Below are 21218 nucleotides of genomic sequence, written 5' to 3' on the forward strand. Positions count from 1 at the left end.
CCGGTCCGCCCGGCGCCCACGCCGCCGCCGTCCCCCGTCCGCCCGGCCGTCCCGGCCGCGGACGTTCCGGCGGAACCTGCTCCGGAGCAGCCCGCCACCCCGGAGCGGCCCGAAGCCACGGAGACGACCACCACGGAAACCGCCGCCACCACGGAACCGGTTGCGGCCGAGCCGGAAGCCACGGAGACCCCCGAGGCCCCCGAAGCCACCGACGTGCCCCGGCCGTCCTGGCCCCGCCCGGCCGAGCTGTACCTGGTCAGCCTCGTCGAAGGCGGCGAACCGAACGCCGAGGCCGCGTACCGGCTCGAAGAGCTGCAGCGCGAGTACACCCACCCCGGCGAGAACGGCGAATCGCCGTTCCGCGTCGAGCTGCTCTGGGCCGACGACGGCCAGGGCCAGGACCCGCCGCGCACGCTGCGCACGGGCGTGCACGTGATCCCCGTCTACAGCCAGAAACAGGGCCGGCCCCTCGTCGGTTCGCGGATCGAGGCCCCCGGGCTCGTGCTGCAGGCGTACATCGACGAGTTCGCGTACCCCCGTCGTACGTACTGCTACGTGCTGACCCGGCAGTCGGCCGCCAAACCGGCCTTCGGCGACCTCCGCAAGGCCCTCGCCGCGATCGGCGAGAAGCCGAACTTCCGGAACAGCTTCCAGGTCCCGCGGAAGATCGAAGCCCTGCTGGGCCTGTGGCCCGACCTGGGCTACGACCCCCGCTAGCGGGCGGCGCACGCACTCCGGGGACGGGAGCGCGCGAAAACTGTCGGGGCGGGCGGATATCCTGCAGTACGGTGCAGGCCAGTCCGCACCGCCACCAGCACTTTCGCGAGCCACGATCCGGGAGAACGACCCTGTGACTGCCGAGACCTTGTACGGGGCCGACGACCTGACGCATCTCGAGGGTCTCGAAGCCGTCCGCAAACGCCCCGGGATGTACATCGGTTCCACCGACAGCCGGGGCATCAACCACCTCTTCTCCGAAGTGGTGGACAACTCCACGGACGAGGGTGTCGCGGGCTACGCGACGAAGATCGTCGTCACGCTGCACGCCGACGGCAGCGTCCAGGTGGACGACGACGGCCGCGGCATCCCGACCGGCACCCACGCCAAGTCCGGTTTGTCCGGCGTCGAGCTGGTGCTGACCCGCCTGCACGCCGGCGGCAAGTTCGGCGGCTCCGGCTACAAGACCTCCGGCGGCCTGCACGGCGTCGGCGCTTCTGCGGTCAACGCGCTGTCGCACCGCTTCGACGTCACGGTGAAGCAAGAGGGCAAAGTCCACCAGATGTCGTTCAAGCACGGCATCCCCGGCACCTTCGACGCGCCAGGGCCGAAAGCGAAGTTCACCCGCCGGTCCGGGCTGAACGTCACCGGCAAGATGAAGCGCGGCGAGCGCAGCGGCACGTCGATCCGCTACTGGTACGACGCGCGCTACTTCGAGTCCGGCGCGGCGCTCGACGTCGAAGGCGTGCGGGCGAAGCTGCGCAACACCGCGTTCCTCGTCCCGGGCGTCACGTACGTGCTGCGCACGGCGATCGAAGACACGATCAACGAAGAGACGTTCCACTTCCCGCACGGCCTGGCCGACATGGTCGACTTCCTGACGCCGTCGGGCGACAAGCCGGTCTGCGGCACGCTGCTGATCACCGGCGAAGGCACGTACAAGGAGAACGCGGCCGACGCCGCCGGGGTCATGCAGTCCAATGTGGAGCGCCACGCCGAGGTCGAGGTGGCGCTGCGCTGGGGCACCGGCTACGAGCGCACGGTCGAATGCTTCACCAACACGATCCGCAACGTCCACGGCGGCACCCACCGCCGCGGGTTCGACCGCGCGGTGACGAAGGCGTTGCAGGAGGCCATCTCCAAGACCCGCGGGCTGCTCAAGCCCAAGGAGGACATGCCGACGATCGAGGACGTGCTCGAGGGCATGACGGCTGTGGTGCACGTCCGGCTGCCGGAGCCGCAGTTCACCTCGCAGACCAAGGACGAGCTGTCCACCGCCGGGATCACCCGCGTGCTGCAGGGCATCGTCGACAAGCACGTCAAGGCGTGGACCGAGGACCGCAAGACCAAGTCCGAGGCCAAGGTCGTGCTGCAGAAGGTGGTCGACGCCTCCCGCGTCCGGCTCACCCAGAAGCAGCAGAAGGACGCGGCCCGGCGCAAGACCGCGCTGGAGGGCGCGGCGATGCCGCCGAAGCTGGTCGACTGCCGCACCACCGGCGTCGCCCGCAGCGAGCTGTTCCTGGTCGAGGGCGACAGCGCGCTGGGATCGGCGCGGATGGCGCGCGTGTCGGAGTACCAGGCGCTGCTACCGCTGCGCGGCAAGATCCTGAACGTCCAGAAGGCGTCACTGGGCGACACGCTGAAGAACGCCGAAATCGCGTCGATCGTGCAGGTCCTGGGCGCGGGCACCGGCCGCACGTTCGACCTGACGACCATGCGCTACGGCCGGGTGATCCTGATGGCCGACGCGGACGTCGACGGCTCGCACATCCGCACGCTCCTGATCACGCTGTTCGCGAAGTACATGCGCCCGGTGATCGAGGACGGCCGGCTGTACGCGGCGATGCCGCCGCTGCACAAGCTCGTCACGAAGGGCCGCAACCCGGAGACGCACTTCACGTACACGCAGCAGGAGATGGAGACGAAGTTCGCCGAGCTGGAGCGGGCCGGCAAGAGCATCGTCACCCCGGTACCGCGGTTCAAGGGTCTCGGCGAGATGGATGCCGACGAGCTGTGGGAGACCACGATGAACCCGGCCACCCGCTCGGTCCGCCGCATCACCATGGACGACGTCGAAGCCGCCGAAGGCGCGCTGGAACTGCTGATGGGCGAGAAGGTCGAGCCCCGGCGGAACTGGCTGGTCGCCTCTTCGGACCGGATCGACCGCGAAGCCATCGACGCCTGAGTTTTTCGTAGCTACCAAGGAGTTCTACCGTGGCACGCCGCAAGGGCCCCACCACCAAGGTCGATCCCAGCGCGTTCGACTCCCCCGGTGCGCACGTCTTCGACAACTCGCTGAAGACCGAGATCGAAGACAGCTACCTGGAGTACGCGTACTCGGTCATCCACTCACGCGCCCTCCCGGACGCACGTGACGGGCTGAAGCCGGTGCACCGCCGGATTCTCTTCTCCATGCACGAGCAGGGTTACCGGCCCACGCACGCGTATGTGAAGTCGTCCCGCGTGGTCGGGGACTGCTTCGTGCGCGGCGCGCTGGTGTCGACCCCGGCCGGCTTGCGGCCGATCGAAGAGATCGAGATCGGCGACCGGGTCCTTGACGGTCGAGGGCAATCCGTTCCCGTCACCGAGGTCTACGAGAACCCGGCCTCCGACCTGGTGCGTGTCACCTGGTCGAACGGGCACACAATGCTCGTCACCCCGGGGCAGCGGTTCCGGACCGTGGCCGAAGACTCGAGCCTGACGTGGACGGACGCCCGCGATCTCACCGGACGGCGCACCGTGGCCTACGGGCGGGCTCGCGCCGAGAACCGGCCTGTGGGTGGCGATCGCTACGCCTACCTCCTCGGCCTGATCACGGCCGAGGGATTCGCGGTCGACCGCAACCGTGCCGCGGACGGCCGCGTCCGGATCCACCTGTGCGACGTCGAGCCGCTCGACGCCGTGTACGAATGGGCAACGACCCACGGACTCGGTGTCTCGCGGGGAATCCGCGCCGCGGCCGAGCCGGAATGGCGCGACCAGCACATCCTCACCTTCGCCCGCCACGATGGCCTCCTCGCGGCGGGAAGCCCGCTCAGCGACGCGAAAACTGTCCCGGCGGACGTTCTCGCGGACCGTTCGAGCTGGGCGCCGTTCCTCGCGGGTCTCTTCGACGGCGACGGTTACATCCGCAAGAACCACCGCGAGCTGGTCTACGTCAGCACGAGCGAGACCCTCGTCCGGCAGGTCTACGCGATGCTCGCGGACCTGGGGATCCACGGTCACCACTGGACCAGTCCGAAGCCCGAAGGTCACAAGACGTTGCTGGGCCTTTCGGTCAGCGGATCCGACGCCGCGGCACTCGCCGGTTTCCTGGCGCCGTGGCTCACGATCGGCTACAAGCAGCAAGACCTGGAAAAGCTCACGGAGATCACCTACGGCTACGGCGGCAAGCAGGGCAACGACCGGCTGCCCGCCAAGGGCGTCATGGCCGAGTTCTCGGCCGCCCACATCGGCGGCGGCTGGTTCCGCGACACCGAGGGAGCCGCCTTCCGGGCTTCGTTGTCCGCGGTGAGCGGGGCCAAGGCCCGCTACGGCAAGGACAGGCCCGGCACCGCGCTCGCCGACCGCTCGTTCCCCCTCGCGCGGGCGCACCAGGACGGCTGGATCACCAAGCTCCGCCGCATCGGCTCTCCGCTCGCCGAGCGGCTGGACGCGCTCAAGGGGTTCTCGTTCCTCGAAGTGGTGTCGGTCGAGCCCGTCGAGCCGGACGTCACCTACGACATCCAGGTGGGTACCGAAGCACACGAATTCGTGGTCGAGGGATTCGCCGTCCACAACTGCATGGGCAAGTACCACCCGCACGGCGATACCGCGATCTACGACGCGATGGTGCGCCTCGCTCAGGACTTTTCCCTGAACGCGCCGCTGATCGACGGCCACGGCAACTTCGGCAGTCCGGACGACGGCCCGGCTGCTTCGCGGTACACCGAAGCCCGCATGTCCCCCGAAGCCATGCAGCTGGTCGGCGAGCTCGGCGAGGACACCGTCGACTTCCGCTTCAACTACGACGGCTCGCTCGAAGAGCCCTCCGTGCTCCCCGCGGCCTTCCCGAACCTGCTGGTCAACGGCACATCCGGGATCGCGGTCGGGATGGCGACCAACATGATCCCGCACAACCTCGGCGAGGTCATCGCCGCCGCGCGGTGGCTGATCACGCATCCGTCCGCGACGCTCGACAAGCTGATGGAGTTCGTGCCCGGCCCCGACCTGCCGACCGGTGGCAGCCTGCTCGGCCTGGACGAGGTCCGCCGCGCGTACGAGACCGGCCGCGGCGTGGTCCGGATGCGCGCGAACTGCGAGACCGGGCCCCTCGAAGGCAGCCGCGGGCGGCAGGCGATCACCGTCACCGAACTGCCCTACGGCGTCGGGCCGGAGAAGGTGATCGAGAAGATCACCGACGAGGTCAACAAGTCCAAGCGGCTCACCGGCATCGCCGACGTCAAGGACCTCACCGACCGCGAGAACGGCACGCGGCTGGTCGTCGAGTGCAAGGTCGGCGTCAACCCGCAGGCCCTGCTGGCCGACCTCTACCGGCTGACGCCGCTGGAGCAGTCGTTCGGCATCAACAACCTGGTCCTCGTCGACGGCCAGCCGCAGACCCTGGGCCTCAAGGAACTCCTCGAGGTCTTCCTCCGCCACCGCTACGACGTCGTCACGCGGCGCACGAAGTACCGGCGCCGCAAGCGCGAAGAGCGCCTGCACCTGGTCGACGGCCTGCTGATCGCGCTGCTGAACATCGACAAGGTGATCAAGCTCATCCGCGAGAGCGAAAACGCGCAGGCCGCGAAGGACGGCTTGATGACGCGCTTCAAGCTCTCGGAGATCCAAGCGACCTACATCCTGGACACGCCCCTACGCCGCCTGACCAAGTACGACCGCCTCGAGCTGGAGGCGGAGCAGGAGCGGCTGCGCGAGGAGATCGCCGAGCTGTCCAAGATCCTCGACGACGAGTCGGTGCTGAAGAAGCTCGTCTCGGCGGAGCTGGCGAAGATCGCGAAGGACTTCCCGACCGAGCGCCGCACCGCGCTGATCGACGGCGACCTGAAGGAGGTCCTGGCCGCGTCGAAGCCTTCGGGTCCGCTCGAAGTCGCGGACGACCCGTGCCAGGTGATCCTCTCGGCGACCGGGCTGGTGGCCCGCACCGCGGCCGAGTCCGAAGAAGCGACCGAGACGCGTCGCCGCAACGGCCGCGTGAAGCACGACGCGGTGGCGGCCCTGGTCCACACGACCGCCCGCGGCCAGGTGCTGCTGGTGACCAGCCGGGGCCGGGCGTTCAAGACGGACGTGTTGCCGCTGCCGGTGCTGCCCGAGCAGGCCGGCACGGTCTCGCTGCGCGGCGGCATGGCGGCGAAGGAACTGGTGCCGCTGGAGAAGGGCGAGACGGTCGTCGGGATCGCGCCGCTGGGCGAGCAGGCAGCCGGCTCACCGGGTCTGGCCCTGGGCACGAAGGCCGGCGTGGTGAAGATCTGTTCGCCGGAGTGGCCGGTCCGCTCGGACGAGTTCGAGGTGATTTCCCTCAAGGACGGCGACGAGGTCGTCGGCGCGTCCTGGCTGACGGACGGTTCGGAGACGCTGGCGTTCGTGTCGTCCGAGGCGTCCCTGCTGAAGTACGCGGCCTCCCTGGTCCGCCCGCAGGGCCTCAAGGGCGGCGGCATGGCGGGCATCAACGTGGGCTCGGGCTCGGTGGTGTTCTTCGGGGCGATCCGCACGGACGACGACGAGCACGGCGAGCCGATGGTGATCACCGCGACGGGCCAGAGCGTGAAGGTGACGCCGTTCAGCGAGTACCCGGCGAAGGGCCGCGCCACGGGCGGCGTCCGCGCCCAGCGGTTCCTCAAGGGCGAGACGGAGCTGCGGGTGGCGTGGATCGGCCCGCGTCCGGCGGGTGCGGCGCGCAACGGCGACCCGGTGGAACTGCCGGAGATCGACGTCCGCCGCGACGGTTCGGGCCACGCCCACCCGGGCCCGGACGTGGTGGGCCACCTCATCGAACGCGGCTGACGGTCGTGGGTGTTCAGGCGGGTCAGCACCCGCCTGAACACCCACGACCCGCTAGGCGACCTTGAACGACTGAGCGGCGCTGCCGCTGCAGGCCGCCTGGACCAGCTGGACGCTGTCCGCCGTCGACGAGCCCGGCACGGTCAGGCACTTGCCGCTGTGGCGGGCGACGAAGTGGTAGTACCCGCCGCCCTCGGACACCGGCTGCCACTGCTGGTTGCCGCCGCCGCTGTAGGACCACAGCTGCAGGCCCGCGTTGTCCGCCGTCGACACGTCCGTGACGTCGATGACTTCCGCCGCGTTCGTGCGGTTGTTGATCCGGTCGTAGCCGCCGCTGGTCGGGGCGAACTGGTACTGCTGGGCCGTGGTGCCGTTGCACGTGTACTGCTGGATTACCGTGCCGTTGGCGCTGCCCGCCGCGCGGGCGTCGATGCACTTGCCGGACGCCTTGTTCGTCACGGCGTACCAGGCCGCCGGGTCGATCGTGCCCGGGTCGGTCGGGCCGGTCGAGCCGCCGCCGAGCCACTTCAAGCCGTCGAGCACGAACCGGTTCTGGTCGGCGCTTTCGAACGTCGACGACAGCGCCGTGTTCGTGTCGTAGTTCATCGCGTTGTGGCCGAAGTTGGCGTACAGCATCTTGTAGTTCTTGTTCGTCCACGCGATCGGGTAGTAACCGCTGTTCCAGGTCTGGTTCGGGTCGGTGCCGATCGGGAAGGTGGAGGAGTCCATCGAGGCCAGGATGGTGATGTTGCCGTTCTGCCGCAGGTCGTTCTGCCACGCGTACCACTCGGACGTCGACGACCGGATCGTCGCCGGCAGGTTCACCGTCGAGGGGTGGGTGCGGTTCTCGATCTTCAGCGTCTCCGGCGTCGGGCCCCACGTGTTCGACGTGAACCGGCCGGTGCCGAGGAAGTCGTTGTGGAACCAGTTCGCGTACGACGGCGTCGAGCTGTCGTTGTACGCCGTGACGTGGAAGCCGAAGAACCCGCCCCCGTTCTGCATGTAGGTCTGGAAGCCCTGGAACTGCGCGGCCGACTGCGGCTGGTCGTCGAGGAACAGCACGACGTCAGCGGTGGCCTTGGTCAGGCTGGTAAGCCGGTTCCAGTCGGTCGTCGCGGTGTAGGTGAAGCCGTTGGCCGCCGCCTGCTGCGGGAACCAGACGTTGGCTTCCTTCTCGAAACTGATGTGCGCAGCGTCGTAGCTGCCGCTGTAGAAGGCCAGCACCTTGAACGGCGTGGCGGCCTGGACCGCCGGCGCACCCAGCGAAAGGCCTAGGCAGGCGGCGAAGAAGGCCAGGATTCTGAGCAGGGGACGGCGTGGCATGCGATGTTCCTTCCGGTGGGGACGGGGATCACCAGTGGCGCGGGTAGTGCAGGCCGTAGCCGAAGGGGAAGAGCGCGGGCTTGCCGTCGCCGACGTTGATCGGCTGCTGGTCGGCGCTGCGCATCCAGGTCACCGGCAGCTTGCCGGTCGGGTTGTAGTCGCCGAAGAGGACGTCGGCCACGCCCTGTCCTTCGCTGCCCGGCAGCCAGGATTCGACGAGCCCGGCCCAGTCCGGCAGCTGCCCCGCGATGTCCAGGGGGCGCCCGGACACCAGCACGACGACGGTCGGCACGCCGGAGTCCTTCAGCTTCTGCAGCGTGGCGAGATCGGTGGCGTCCAGCCCCATCCCCTGCGGCCGGTCGCCCTTGCCCTCGGCGTACGGCGTCTCCCCCACAACCGCGACGGCGACGTCGTAGCTCTTGTCGATCCCGGTGGCGTCCTTGGCGTAGGTCACCGCGGCGGCCTTCTGCTCGATGCCCTGCAGGATGGTGGTGCCCGGGATGACCGGGCCGCTGGTGCCCTGCCAGCCGACCGTCCAGCCGCCGGACTGGTTGCCGAGGTCGTCGGCGTTCTTGCCGGCCACGAAGATCTTGCCGCGCTTCGGAAGCGGCAGGACGTGGTGGTCGTTCTTCAGCAGCACCTGCGATTCCCGCACGGCCTGGCGCGCGAGGTCGCGGTGCGGCTTGCTGCCGATGGTGTTCAGGAACCGCCGGTCGGTCAACGGGTGCTCGAACAGGCCGAGCTCGAACTTCTTGGTCAGGATGCGGCGGTTGGCGTCGTCGATCCGGGACATCGGCACGCGGCCCTGCTCCACCAGCGTCCGCAGCGTGTCGATGAACTTCTGCCACTCGTAGGGCACCATCACCATGTCGATGCCGGCGTTGATGGCGGCCTCGACCTCTTCGGGGGTGAACCCGCTCTTGCCGTCGATCTTGTCGACGCCGTTGTAGTCCGAAACGACGATCCCGGTGAAGCCGAGTTCCTTCTTGAGGACGTCGTTGATCAGGTACGAGCCGGCGTGCATCTTGACGCCGTTCCAGCTGCTGTAGGAGATCATCACCGAGCCGACCCCGCGCTGGACGGCGGCCTTGAACGGCGGCAGGTGGATCGCGCGCAGTTCCTGCTCACTGATTTCGGTGTTGCCTTCGTTGACCCCGCCGGTGGTGCCGCCGTCGCCGACGTAGTGTTTGGCGGTGGCCATGACCGAACCCGGCTGGTTCAGCCGGCGCCCCTGCAGGCCGGTGATGATCGACGTCATCTCGGTGGCCAGCTGCGGGACCTCGCCGAAGGACTCGTAGGTGCGGCCCCAGCGGTCGTTGCGGGCGACGCACAGGCAGGGCGCGAAGTCCCAGTCGATTCCGGTGCCGGAGACCTCCTCCGCGGTGGCGCGGCCGATCTTCTCGACCAGCCGCGGGTCGCGCGTCGCGCCGAGGCCGATGTTGTGCGGGAAGACCGTGGCGCCGTAGAGGCCGTTGTGGCCGTGCACGGCGTCGACGCCGTAGACGAGCGGGATGCCCAGCGGCGTGGCGAGGGCCGCCTTCTGGAAGCCGTCGTACATGTCGGCCCAGGTGACGGGCGTGTTCGGGGTCGGCTGCGAGCTGCCGCCGGAGAGCAGCGACCCGAGCCGCCCGGTCGTGACGTCCGCCGGGCTCTTCACCCCGAGCCGTTCGGCCTGCATCATCTGGCCGAGCTTGTCGTCGAGGCTCATCCGGGAGAGCAGATCGGCGACCCGGACCTTGACCGGTCGCCGGGAATCCTTGTAGGCCGGGCCGTTCCCGGCGAGCGCGGGCGTCTCCGACGCCAGCAGCAAGCTCACGGCCAGCGCGCCGATGCCCAGCCTGCGTCCGAAGCGCATCCGGGTCCTCCTCGTCGAGAGACCAAAATTCACGCCTTGAATTAATGCATAGCCGTTCGCGTTGGTCCAGACCTCTGACCGAACTCGGGTGCCGGTCAGCGGGACGGACCGTTCCGGCCGGAGACTGACCTGATTCGTCCCTACGGTGTCCGTATGACCCGCGAACACGACGACCTCCTCGGCCTGCTGGCCGAAGTCCGCAAGGCTTGCTGATCCCGGCGCGCGACGTTTCGGACGCCGATGCGGCCCGCCGCACGACGGTCAGCGAGCTGACCCTCGGCGGCCTGATCCGCCACCTGGCCACCGGCGAGCGCCTGTGGCTGCAGATCCTCCGCACCGCCGACGGTTCCCTGCCGGAGGGCATGCTCGACACGGACCAGTACGCGATGAGCGAGACGCTCTCGCACTGGCTCGCGGCTTACGCGGAGGCCGCCGCGGCGACGGACGAGTACGTGGCTTCGCTGCCGTCCCTGGACATCGAGGTCCGGCTGCCGACGACCCCGTGGTCGCCCCCGGAGCCGCAGTTCTGGTCGGCCCGCCGGATCGTGCTGCACCTGATCCACGAGACGGCCCAGCACGCCGGCCACGCGGACATCATCCGGGAGTCCTTGGACGGCGCGAACTCCACGGCCCAGCCGGCCTGACGCTCACCCGACGTTCTTGGCGTGGAAGCGCGCCTTCTTCTGCCGGTTCCCGCACGTGTTCATGTCGCACCACCGGCGGGTGCGGCTCTGGCTGGTGTCGAAGAAGGCGGCCCGGCAGGTCGGCGAGGCGCACAGGGCCAGCTTCCCGTCCCGTTCGCCGGAGATGATGCCGATCGCGTCGGCGGCGATCACCCCGAGGGCGTCTTCGACGCCGGAAGCCGAGCCGAGCCGCCAGCGCCGCTCGCCTTCCGGCGTCAGGACGGCCGCGGCCCGGCCCTGGGCGCTGCGGTCGTTGATGACCCGGACCGCCGGCGCCGGGAGGGCAGCCTGGGTCGCGGCCGCGGTCGCGGCGGCGTGGATCGACTCCCGCAGTTCCCGGGCGAGTTCGAGCTGCTCGCCGGTGCACGACTCCACGGCGAGGCCGCTGACGGCCAGCCAGTCGACGAGCCGCTGCGGCGTCGGGATGCGCTCCACCGCGTCGCCGCAACGCTCGGTCAGGGTCGCCGTGAAGCTCGTGGCCAGCACGCTACCGAGGCGGAAGTCGGGGAACCCAGCAGGCATGGAACCACCTTAGCCGGTTGCAAGCCGGCGCGGAGCCGTGTTAGAACCGTCTTAGCCGGTTCCGACGATGGCCAGGAGGTCTCATGCCCACCGACGTGCACCCGTTCGAAGCCCACGCCCCCGACGCCGACCTCGCCGACCTGCGCGTCCGGCTGGCCGCGGCGCGGCTGCCGGAGCGCGAGCCGGTCCGCGGCTGGCACCAGGGCGTCCCGCTCGCCGACCTCGCCGACGTCGTGGCCTACTGGCGCACCGGCTACGACTGGCGGGCGTTCGAAGCGCGCCTCGACCGGATCGGCCAGTTCCGCACGACGATCGACGGGCTGGGCATCCACTTCCTGCACCGCCGGTCCCCGCGCGCGGACGCCACACCGCTGCTGCTGACGCACGGCTGGCCGGGCAGCATCGCCGAGTTCGTCGACGTCGTGGACGAGCTGGCCGACCCGGAAGCCGCGACCGCGCCGGCGTTCCACGTCGTCGTTCCGTCGCTGCCCGGCTTCGGGTACAGCGACAAGCCGGCCACCACCGGGTGGGGCACCGAAAGGATCGCGGCCGCCTGGGTGGAGCTGATGGGCCGGCTCGGCTACGACCGGTTCGCCGCCCACGGGGGCGACTGGGGCGGCAACATCACCACGGTCCTCGGCGGCCGCTTCCCGGAGCAGGTCCTGGGCATCCACACGACGTTCGCCGAGGGACCGCCGGGAGCCTCGACGGACGGGCTGACGGCGGCGGAACGCCGGTGGGCCGAGGAAACCCGCCACTTCTGGCGCCACCGCGCGGCGTACGCGAAGCAGCAGGCGACCCGGCCGCAGACGATCGGCTACTCGCTGGTCGACTCACCGGTCGGGCTGCTCGCCTGGATCCTCGACAAGTTCGCCGAGTGGTCGGACACCGAAGACAGCCCGTTCGAGACGATCTCCCGGGACCGCGTCCTCGACGACGTCACGCTGTACTGGCTGACGCGGTCCGGCGCCTCGGCGGCGCGCATCTACTACGAGAGCCACGACTCGCTCGATCCCGAGCTGCGGGTCGACGTCCCCGCGGCGATCACCATGTACCCCCGCGACATCGAGAAGTACCCGCGTCCCTGGGCGCAGGAGCGGTACCGGCGGATCGTCCGCTGGCGGTCGCCCGAACGGGGCGGGCACTTCCCGTCGCTGGAGGTCCCCGGGTACTTCGTCGAAGACCTGCGAGCGGGCCTGACGGCCGTGCTGGCCGCCTGAACTACCGGTCCGAGCGCAGCGAAGCCGGGTCGAAGGACTCCCAGTACGCGTCCTCGTCCTCGACGCTCGAAGGCGCCGCCGGCGCCGGAGCGGACCCCAGCCGCTCCTCTCGCAGCCGCTGGAACTCCTCGACCGTCATCCCCGGGTCGTCGTCCTCCGCGCGGGCCGGGGCCGGCACCCCGGTCAGCTGCTCGATCATCGCGGTCATGTCCTCGCCGAGCAGCAGGGCGACCTTGTTGTAGCCGTCCTGGGTCGCCTCGCGCATGGCCGCCTGGGCGATCTCGACGACCAGCGGCCCCAAGCGTTCGCCCAGGTCGACCGCCGTCGGCGCGAGCCACAGCCGCAGGAGCTTGCCGCGCGCGTCGACCGTGACCTCGACCTGGCCGTCGAGGTCGTGCGCCGTGCCGGACGCCGACGCGAGCAGCTCCTCCACCCGGGCCATCGCCTCTTCGCGGGCGCGGGCCTGGGCGATGAGCTGGCGGGTCGTGATCACCGCGGTCACCTTCCGTAGGTGTAGGTGTCGGCGTCCGGGTCGTCGTCCGGGATCGGTTCGTAGCCCAGGGTTTCGAGCTGCTCGCGGTCGACGACCGGCGCCAGCGCGTGGTACATCCGGTCGCCCGCGCGGCGGGTCGCGCGCTGCGCCAGCTCGAAGATCCGGTCGGCGAGCACCGCGGACCCGTGCCGCAACGCCGACCGGTGGATCGTCACGCCGGTCAGCAGCCCGCCCGGCGCCACCTGGACCTCGATGCCGTCGGACTCCGCCTTGCCCACCACCGGACCCGAGCGGGCCAGCCGCGCGGAAACCTCCGCGCCCGCCCGCGCTGCCTGCTCGGCCACGCGGGCCGCGGCCAGGTCGACGTCGAATTCAGCCATCGCTCACCCCGTGGGCCGGTAGAAGCCGATGAACGACTGCCCGGCGTTCGTGGTGCGGATCTTGCTGATCTGCACCGGGTCGCCGGCCTCGATCATCTGGCCGTCGCCGATCACCATCGCCACGTGCCCGGACCAGACGACCAGGTCGCCGGGCAGCAGCTGGTCGATCGAGGGCACTTCGGCCCCGACCGTCTGCTGCGCCGCCGTGCGCGGCAGCTGCAGGCCCGCGTCCTGGTACGACGTCATGGTCAGCCCGCTGCAGTCGAGGCCGACCCCGCGCGCGGTGCCGCCCCAGACGTACGGCACGCCGAGCTGCGAAAGCGCGTTGCGCACCGCCTTGGCGGCGGTCTCGTTCGGCGCCATGACCTGCTTGCCGCCGGGCAGGTTGATCGCGACGCCGGTGCCGGGCTGCGGCGGGATCGCCACCGGCAGGCGCGGCTTGTGCACAGCGCCGCCTCCGCCGCCACCGCCTCCCCCACCGCCGCCTCCGCCGCCGTCGGAGCCGCCGGAGTAGCCGCTGTTGCTGTTGAAGGACGACCCGACCTTCGTCGACGCGGAGGAGGCCGACGTCGACTGGTCTTCGCCGCCGAGGCGGGTGCCGATCGCGGTGAGGTCGGTGATCGTCTGCTCGCTGAAGGTCGCCGCCTGGCCGGTCAGCTGGCTGATCTTGGTCTGCAGCTTCAGCAGGATGTCGCGCGACGCGGCGCCGCGGCTCTCCGGCGGCTGGATGGTCTTCACCGCCTCGAGCGCCTTCATCGACGCCGAAATCTCCTTGATGATCCGGTCGCGCACCTGGTCGTTCTTGATCTCGCCGACGTGCAGCGTCTCGGCCGCTTCGGCGACGGCCTTCTCGATCTCGGCGCTCTCGTCGAGGAGGTCCTGGACCTCCTTCTCCAGGCTCTGCGACGTCGCCGTGGCGCGGTCGGCCGTGGCGCCGGAACTGGCGGAGGCCAGCGAAACGCGCTGATCCGACGCGACATCGCGGGTGCGGCCCACCGACGTCCGGAGCGCGACGTGGGCGTCCCGGGCGCCGCCGATGGCCGCCGGGTCGTGGCGCAGCTTCTGCGCGAACTGGTTGGTCGTGTCCAGGCCGTGCCGGACGAGCAGGTCGGCGTGCTCGGTCATGCGTCGCCGCCCAGCCGCCGCAGGACGTCGCCGTGGTCGGCCTCGACCGCCGTGTAGTTGCGGTCGGTCTGCCGGGCGGCGGCGCCGACCTGCTGCCAGCCGCCGCCGACGCGGTGCAGGCGTTCCTGCAGCGCCCGCATCCGGCCGCTGTAAGCCCCGGAAAAGCCGGACTCGCCGCCCATCTCCGAAAAACCGTGGCCGCCGAGCGTCACGTGCGGGCCGACGTGCTCCTCGGCCGCGCCCTTGACGTCGTCACCGAGCGGGTCGACTTCGCGCGCGTACCGCGTGTACGCGCCGTCGTCGACGTGAAATCCCGAACCTTCCACTGGCCCTCCCTGTCACCGACAGGTGCGACGTGCGCGCGCCACCCCCGGTTCCCCTGGTGCGGCCGTCAGCCTAGTCGACGTTCCGTGCCCGGGTGGGCGAATTGCCCCGGGTCAGCCGGTGACCTTCGCGAGCCAGCCGGAGTCCTGCCAGGAGACGATCGCGCCGTTCGCGGTGACCGTCGGCGTGCCGAACCCGCGCTGGCCGCCGCCGAAGTCCTGCACCAGCTTCGGGTCGTTCCCGATCTGCTGGAACGCCGCGTTGAGCTGCTCGTCGTAGGTGCCCGCGTTGATCGTCTGGGCGAACGCGGGGTCGGTGATCCCGACGTTCCGGCCGAGCTCGATCAGCTGCGCCTTGTCGTAGCCGCGCTTGCCTTCTTCGGGCTGGTTCGCGAACAACGCGTCGTGGTACTCGACGAACTTGCCGGCGTCGGCCGCGGCCAGCGCCGCGTTCGCCGAGTCCAGCGAGTACCCCGGCGGGCTCGAGCGGTCGTTGAGCAGGGGCACCATGTGGTAGCGGACCTGCAGCTTGCCGTCGTTGACGGCCTGCTCGATCTCGCTCTTGTACTCCTTCTCGAACTGGCCGCAGATCGGGCAGAGGAAGTCCGCGTAGACGTCGATCGAGGCCTTGGCGCCGGTCTTGCCGACGGTGACGACCACGCCGTCACGCTTCTGGGTGACATCGCCCGCCAGCGCGCTCGTCTTCTGGCCCGGATCGATCACCTGGCCCTCGGTCTTGTTCCGGTCCGCGATCGTCCAGATCACCCCGCCGATCACGAGCGCGGCCACGACGACCACGGCTCCGATCCCGATGATCCACTTCCGCCGGTCACCCGAGGTCCCCCGGGCCTGCGCGACCACATTCGGACCGGCCTGCGCCGCCTGACGACGCTTCCGAGCGGTCCGCTCAGCTCCACCCACCGTGTATCAGTTCCCTTCCGCGATACCCGAGTAGTCGTGCCCGGGTTCGCCCGAGTTCCCGCGACCTCGCGCGAGCCAGCCGTCGATCGACAGCCAGGTGCGGGGGCGCGCCAGCAACCAGGCGGCGAGCAGCGCGAACCCTGTGTCGCGGAGGATTTCCTGCGGGTACTCCGTCTGCCCCGCCGCCACCTGGCCGCCGCCGCCGAAGCACCCGCAGTCGATGCTCAGCCCGCGGGCCCACGACTGGGCGATGCCGGCGATGAGCACGACGAGCAGCCCCAGCGCGACCCCGGCGGCCCAGCGGGTCGCCAGGCCGGCGAGCAGGAACAGCCCGAGCACGAGTTCGACGAGCGGCAGCGCGATGGCCACCACGTTTTCGAGTGCGTCCGGCAGCACGTCGTACGCCTGCACGGCGATCAGCGTCTGGCCGGGGTCCGCCAGCTTCAGCGCACCGGAAACGAGCCAGACGGCCGCCAGCCCGAGCCGGGCGAGCGTGCCGACGGTGTTCAGCACGGGTTGGGACGGTCGCACCACGCACTTAGGCTATCGGGGGGACCTGAGAACCACGTGAGGCGGAGGGAGCGGCCGGATGCGGTGGCGTGCGCTCCTCGGCTCGGCGTTGCTCCTGGTCACGGTGGCGGCCTGCGGCCCCGGCCGGGTCTCGCCCACCGACTCGCTCGTCACCCGGGCGAGTGCCACGGATCACCTGACCATCGGCATCCGGTTCGACGCGCCGGGCCTTTCCGAGCACACGATCGACGGCCGGTTCGTCGGGTTCGACGTCGATGTCGCGACTTTCGTCGCTTCGGAGCTGGGTGTCGCCGCGAAGGACATCACCTGGCACGAGACGACGCCGGCGACGCGCGAGACGGACCTCACCTCGGGCGCGGTCGACCTGGTCGTGGCGACCTATTCGATCACCGGCAAGCGCAAGCAGCTCGTCTCGTTCGCCGGCCCGTACTTCACCACCGGCCAGGACCTGCTGGTGCGCCGGACCTCGGCCGACATCGCCGGGCCGGAGGCGCTCAACGGGCGCCGGCTGTGCTCGGTCACCGGCTCGACGCCGGCGCAGCAGGTCAAGGACAAGTTCGCCCAGGCCGTCCAGCTGGTCGAGTACCCGCGGTACTCCGACTGCGTGACCGCGCTGCTCGCCGGCCAGATCGACGCGGTGACCACGGACGGGGTGATCCTGGCCGGGTACGTCGCGCGCGACCCGGAGCTGCTGAAGCTCGTCGGCAAGCCGTTCTCGAAGGAGGACTACGGCATCGGCCTGCGCAAGGACGACACGCAGGGGGTGGCCGCGGTCGACGACGCGATCCGGAAGATGATCTCCTCCGGCGAATGGCTGCGCTCGCTCAACGCGAACATCGGCCCGTCCGGCTACCAGCTGCCCCCACCCCCCGAGGTCACGTCGAAGTGAAGCTGCCCGACCTGCCGGTCCGGTCCGTGCTGCCCGACGTCGTCGCCGCGCTGGCCGCGCACGGCACGGCGGTGCTGGTGGCCCCACCGGGCACGGGCAAGACGACGCTGGTCCCGCTCGCCCTCGCCGAAGCCGGTTCCGGTCGCGTGGTGGTGGCCGAGCCGCGGCGGCTGGCGGCCCGCGCGGCGGCGGCGCGGATGGCCGCGCTGCTGGGCGAACCGGTCGGCGAGACGGTGGGTTACGCGGTGCGCGGCGACCGGAAGGTTTCGGCCCGCACGCGGATCGAGGTCGTGACGTCGGGGCTCCTGGTGCGCCGCGTGCAGGGCGACCCGGAGCTGCCGGGCGTCTCGACGGTGCTGCTCGACGAGTGCCACGAGCGGCACCTGGACGCGGACCTGCTGCTGGCGCTCCTCCTGGACGTCCGCGCCGGCCTGCGCGACGACCTGCGCCTCCTGGCGACGTCGGCCACGGTGGCGGCGGGCCGGCTGGCGGCGTTGCTCGGCGACGCCCCGGTGGTCACGGCCACGGCCCGCACGTATCCCGTGGAGTTTTCGTACGTCCCACCGGCACGCGGGGAGCGCGTCGAGGCGTGCGTCGCGCGGGCGGTGCGGACGGCGTTGTCATCGGGAGACGGCGACGTGCTCGCTTTCCTGCCCGGGGCCGGGGAAATCGCGCGCACGTCGGGATTGCTGCGACTGTCCGATGTGGACGTTCTTCCCCTGCACGGCCGGCTGTCGGCGGCGCACCAGGACGACGCGCTGCGGCCGCGGTCCCGGCGCCGGGTGGTGCTGGCGACGGCGGTGGCGGAGTCGAGCCTGACGGTCCCGGGCGTGCGCGCGGTGGTGGACTCGGGCCTGGCGCGCGTCCCGCGGGTCGACCACCGCCGCGGCCTGCCGGGCCTGGCGACGGTCCGGGTGTCGGCGGCGGTGGCGGCCCAGCGGTCCGGCCGCGCGGGCCGCGAGGCACCGGGGCGGGCGTACCGCTGCTGGGCCGAGCACGAGCAGGCGACGCTGCCGGCGTACCCGGAGCCGGAGATCCGCACGGCCGAGCTGGCCCGCCTGGCGTTGGAGCTGGCGTGCTGGTCGACGCCCGACGGAAGCGGGCTGGCGTGGTGGGACCCGCCGGGCGAGGGAGCGCTGGCGGCGGGCCGGGCGCTGCTGGTGACGTTGGGCGCGACGTCGCCGGACGGAACGGTGACCCCCCGCGGACGGCGGATGGCCGAGCTGGGGCTGCACCCGAGGTTGGCCCGCGCGTTGCTGGACGGAGCTGCGGCCGTGGGCCCGCACAACGCGGCGGAGGTGGTGGCGTTGCTCGACGCGGGCGCAACGCTGACGGACGTGGACGCTGAGCTACGCCGCTTGCGCTCGGCGGGCGACGAGGCGTCACGACGCTGGAAGCGCGAGGTCCGCCGGCTGGAGGGCTTGGTGCCGGCCCGGGGCGCGGATGAGGGGACCGATCGGTCTCCTTCAGCCACCGGCACCACCCGGAACCGGCCGGGCTCGACCGATCGGTCTCCCACCCCGCGCCCCGATCCCGCGCTGGTCGTGGCCCTCGCGCACCCGGAACGGCTCGCCAAGCGGCGTCCCGGCGGCGCCCCCGTCTACCTGATGGCCGGCGGCACCGCCGCCGAACTGCCACCCGGCAGCGGCCTCGGCTCCGAGTGGCTGGCGATCGCCGAAGCCACCCGCGATCCCGGCCGCGTCCACGGCACCATCCGCCTCGCCGCGGCCGCCGACGAAAGCCTCGCCGTCCGCGCCGGCGAGGTGTCCGAAGTGGACGAAATCACCTGGGACGGCGACGTGGTCGCCCGGCGCGTCCGCAAGCTCGGCGCCATCGTCCTGTCCGAAAAGCCCCTCAAGCACCCCGACGTCCACGACGCCCTCGTCGCCGGCCTCGAAGCCGAAGGGCTCGGCCTCCTCAACTGGAGCCAGGACGCGACCCGCCTGCGCGAACGCCTGGCGTTCCTCCACCGCGTCCTCGGCCCGCCGTGGCCGCCGGTCGACGACACCGCCCTACTGTCCGATGTGGACAGCTGGCTGGACCTCGGCTCGGCCCGCCGCAAGGCCGACCTCGCCAACATCAACGCGGGCACCGCCCTCAAAGCCCTCCTTCCCTGGCCGGAAGCGGCGAAGCTCGACGACCTGGCCCCGGACCGCCTCGAAGTGCCGTCGGGGTCGCACATCCGCGTCGACTACCGCGGTGACCAGCCGGTCCTCGCCGTCAAGCTCCAGGAAACTTTCGGCTGGACCGAAACCCCGGTGATCGCCGGCGTGCCGGTGGTGCTGCACCTGCTCTCCCCCGCCGGCCGCCCCGCGGCGATCACCGCCGACCTCGCGGGCTTCTGGACCGGCGGCTACCCGGCCGTGCGCGCCGACCTGCGTGGCCGCTACCCCAAACACCCGTGGCCGGAGGACCCCGCGACCGCCGTCCCGACCCGCCACACCCGCCGCCGCACCTGACGAAAGTCGGGGGCGGCCCGCGACCGCCGTCCGATGCCCGCGCACCCCCGCGGGCCGCAGACTTCGACGCATGATCACCCTCAGCGGACTCACGAAACGCTACGGCGAGAAAACCGTCGTCGACGCACTGACGTGCGACATCGGCCCGGGCCGGGTGACCGGATTCCTCGGCCCGAACGGCGCGGGCAAGTCGACGACCATGCGGATGACCGTCGGCCTCGACCACCCCCAAGCCGGCGAAGCCCTGGTCAGCGGCCGGCGTTACGCCGAACTGCGGCACCCGTTGCGCGAGGTCGGCGCGTTGCTCGACGCCAAGGCCCTGCACCCGGGCCGCAGCGCGGGGAAGCACCTGCTGGCCATGGCCCGCAGCAACGGCATCGCGACGAGCCGCGTGGAGGAGGTACTGGCGACCGTCGGCCTTTCGGACGTGGCCGGCAAGCGAGCCGGCCAGTTCTCCCTCGGCATGGGCCAGCGGCTCGGCATCGCGGGCGCCCTGCTGGGCGACCCGGCGGTGCTGCTGTTCGACGAGCCGGTCAACGGCCTCGACCCGGACGGCGTCCGCTGGGTCCGCCAGCTGATGCGCTCCCTGGCGGCGGAGGGCCGGACGGTGTTCGTCTCGAGCCACCTGATGAGCGAAATGCAGCTGACGGCGGATCACCTGGTGGTGATCGGCAAGGGCCGCCTCCTGGCCGACGCCCCAGTGGCGGAGTTCATCGCGGGCAATTCCCGCACAACGGTCTCGGTCCACGTCCCAGCCGACGCCGAACGCTCTGCTTTGGACGCGAGGGTGCGCGCCGAAGGCGGCCTGACCCACCCGGGCGAGCCGGGCGAACTGCTGGTGGACGGCATCGACGTAACCCGCGTGGGCGACCTGGTGCACGAGCTGGCCATCCGCATCCACGGCCTCACCGAGCGGCGGGCGTCCCTGGAGCAGGCGTACCTGGAGCTGACGGCTTCTTCGGTGGAATACGGGGTATCGGCATGAGGACGGAAACGCGCGGCGGCCTGTCCGGCGCGGTGGCGGCGGAGTGGACCAAGTTCTGGTCGGTCCGGGCCACCTGGTGGTGCCTGGCGGCGGGAACGGCATTGATGCTGTGCTACGCCACGCTGTCGGCGATAGCGCAGTACTACGAGGACGACCCGCAGAGCGCAGCCACCGTCACCCTGGGCGGCGCGGTGTACCTGACCCAGTTCGCGGCAATAGCCCTGGCAACGTTGTTCGTGACGAGCGAATACGCCGGCGGCGGCATCCGATCGACGCTGCTGTGGACCCCGGTACGCGCCCGGGTGGCCCTCGCGAAGGCGGCAGTGCTGCTGCCGGTGCTGTTCGCGTACGGAGTGCTGTCGTCGTGCGCGGGCATGGCCCTGGCCGAGGCGGTGAAGAACGGCCACGGCCTGCCGACCACCCTCGAGGAGGGTTTCACCACGGCCTCGGGCACGGGAGGTTACTTCGCCCTCTTGGGCGTGCTGTGCACGGGAATCGGCTGGGCCCTGCGAAGCGCGGCCGGGACGCTGGTGTCGGTGATCGTGCTGCTGGTGCCGTTGCCCATGATCGTGGCATCGCTCGGGTTGCCGGAGGCCATGCCGTACTTCCCGGGAATCGCGGGAATCAACGCAATGGTGGCGGCGGGCAAGCCCAACCCGCTGACGATGACGGTGGCCCCGTACGCACCATGGGTCGGCCTGGTGATCTGCGCGGCCTGGGCAGCGGCCGCGCTGCTCGCGGGCACGGCGGTGTTGCGCCGCCGAGACGCCTGAGGCGCGCGGCGGGGATCTG

The 21218-nt window shown here is 71.0% G+C and carries 17 protein-coding genes and 1 pseudogene; 9 read left to right on the forward strand and 9 right to left on the reverse strand.

Going from position 1 to position 21218, the window contains the following annotated elements; translation table 11 throughout:
* The 3 genes and pseudogenes from C2L59_RS04250 to C2L59_RS04260 form a co-directional block, all read left to right on the forward strand.
* Nucleotides 1–717 (forward strand): annotated as a pseudogene (locus C2L59_RS04250) (hypothetical protein); the annotation flags it as partial.
* A 133-nt stretch (nt 718–850) separates the two neighbouring features.
* On the forward strand, nt 851–2902 hold the full coding sequence (locus C2L59_RS04255) for a type IIA DNA topoisomerase subunit B (RefSeq protein WP_103348198.1): 2052 nt from the start codon (nt 851–853) through the stop codon (nt 2900–2902).
* 29 nt (nt 2903–2931) lie between these two features.
* The gene (locus tag C2L59_RS04260; RefSeq protein WP_103348199.1) at nt 2932–6720 is read left to right on the forward strand and encodes a DNA topoisomerase (ATP-hydrolyzing); all 3789 of its coding nucleotides are present in this window, start codon (nt 2932–2934) and stop codon (nt 6718–6720) included.
* A 51-nt stretch (nt 6721–6771) separates the two neighbouring features.
* On the opposite strand, the gene C2L59_RS04265 is transcribed toward C2L59_RS04260, so the two are convergent.
* Nucleotides 6772–8040 (reverse strand): ThuA domain-containing protein, encoded by a 1269-nt coding sequence (locus C2L59_RS04265; protein WP_103348200.1) that lies wholly within the window; start codon nt 8038–8040, stop codon nt 6772–6774.
* Between the two features lie 28 nt (nt 8041–8068).
* Nucleotides 8069–9895, reverse strand: coding sequence for a glycoside hydrolase family 3 protein (locus tag C2L59_RS04270; protein WP_103348201.1), 1827 nt, complete (start codon nt 9893–9895; stop codon nt 8069–8071).
* A 206-nt stretch (nt 9896–10101) separates the two neighbouring features.
* Between C2L59_RS04270 and C2L59_RS04275 the strand changes: the two genes are divergently transcribed.
* A complete protein-coding gene (locus tag C2L59_RS04275; protein ID WP_233223269.1) occupies nt 10102–10539 on the forward strand; it encodes a DUF664 domain-containing protein in 438 nt (145 codons plus the stop codon).
* A 3-nt stretch (nt 10540–10542) separates the two neighbouring features.
* On the opposite strand, the gene C2L59_RS04280 is transcribed toward C2L59_RS04275, so the two are convergent.
* Nucleotides 10543–11100, reverse strand: a complete 558-nt coding sequence (locus tag C2L59_RS04280; protein ID WP_103348202.1) for an ABATE domain-containing protein — start codon at nt 11098–11100, stop codon at nt 10543–10545.
* 83 nt (nt 11101–11183) lie between these two features.
* On the opposite strand from C2L59_RS04280, the gene C2L59_RS04285 reads away from it, so the two are divergent.
* Nucleotides 11184–12320: an epoxide hydrolase family protein gene (locus C2L59_RS04285; protein WP_103348203.1), complete on the forward strand. Its 1137-nt coding sequence runs from the start codon at nt 11184–11186 to the stop codon at nt 12318–12320.
* Between the two features lies 1 nt (nt 12321).
* Here the strand turns inward: C2L59_RS04285 and C2L59_RS04290 are convergent, their stop codons facing one another.
* The 6 genes from C2L59_RS04290 to C2L59_RS04315 form a co-directional block, all read right to left on the reverse strand.
* Complete coding sequence (locus tag C2L59_RS04290) at nt 12322–12813, reverse strand: YbaB/EbfC family nucleoid-associated protein (protein WP_103348249.1); 492 nt, start codon at nt 12811–12813, stop codon at nt 12322–12324.
* Between the two features lie 5 nt (nt 12814–12818).
* Entirely contained in the window at nt 12819–13193 is a 375-nt protein-coding gene (locus C2L59_RS04295; RefSeq protein WP_103348204.1) for a hypothetical protein, read from the reverse strand.
* 3 nt (nt 13194–13196) lie between these two features.
* A complete protein-coding gene (locus C2L59_RS04300; protein WP_103348205.1) occupies nt 13197–14318 on the reverse strand; it encodes a C40 family peptidase in 1122 nt (373 codons plus the stop codon).
* Complete coding sequence (locus tag C2L59_RS04305; RefSeq protein ID WP_103348206.1) at nt 14315–14644, reverse strand: hypothetical protein; 330 nt, start codon at nt 14642–14644, stop codon at nt 14315–14317. Before C2L59_RS04305 ends, C2L59_RS04300 begins: the two co-directional genes overlap by 4 nt.
* A 111-nt stretch (nt 14645–14755) precedes the next feature.
* A complete protein-coding gene (locus C2L59_RS04310; RefSeq protein ID WP_103348207.1) occupies nt 14756–15502 on the reverse strand; it encodes a thioredoxin domain-containing protein in 747 nt (248 codons plus the stop codon).
* Between the two features lie 66 nt (nt 15503–15568).
* Entirely contained in the window at nt 15569–16075 is a 507-nt protein-coding gene (locus C2L59_RS04315; protein WP_103348208.1) for a MauE/DoxX family redox-associated membrane protein, read from the reverse strand.
* A gap of 76 nt (nt 16076–16151) precedes the next feature.
* On the opposite strand from C2L59_RS04315, the gene C2L59_RS04320 reads away from it, so the two are divergent.
* From C2L59_RS04320 to C2L59_RS04335, 4 genes are all read left to right on the forward strand, one after another.
* Nucleotides 16152–16982 (forward strand): glutamate ABC transporter substrate-binding protein, encoded by an 831-nt coding sequence (locus tag C2L59_RS04320; protein ID WP_103348209.1) that lies wholly within the window; start codon nt 16152–16154, stop codon nt 16980–16982.
* The gene (gene hrpB / locus C2L59_RS04325) at nt 16979–19441 is read left to right on the forward strand and encodes an ATP-dependent helicase HrpB (protein ID WP_103348210.1); all 2463 of its coding nucleotides are present in this window, start codon (nt 16979–16981) and stop codon (nt 19439–19441) included. Before C2L59_RS04320 ends, hrpB begins: the two co-directional genes overlap by 4 nt.
* A 70-nt stretch (nt 19442–19511) precedes the next feature.
* The gene (locus C2L59_RS04330) at nt 19512–20426 is read left to right on the forward strand and encodes an ATP-binding cassette domain-containing protein (protein ID WP_103348211.1); all 915 of its coding nucleotides are present in this window, start codon (nt 19512–19514) and stop codon (nt 20424–20426) included.
* Complete coding sequence (locus C2L59_RS04335) at nt 20423–21199, forward strand: ABC transporter permease (RefSeq protein WP_103348212.1); 777 nt, start codon at nt 20423–20425, stop codon at nt 21197–21199. The genes C2L59_RS04330 and C2L59_RS04335 overlap by 4 nt, the downstream gene beginning before the upstream one ends.
* Nucleotides 21200–21218 lie beyond the last annotated feature (19 nt).

Source organism: Amycolatopsis sp. CA-128772, assembly GCF_002904295.1.
Lineage (GTDB): Bacteria > Actinomycetota > Actinomycetes > Mycobacteriales > Pseudonocardiaceae > Amycolatopsis.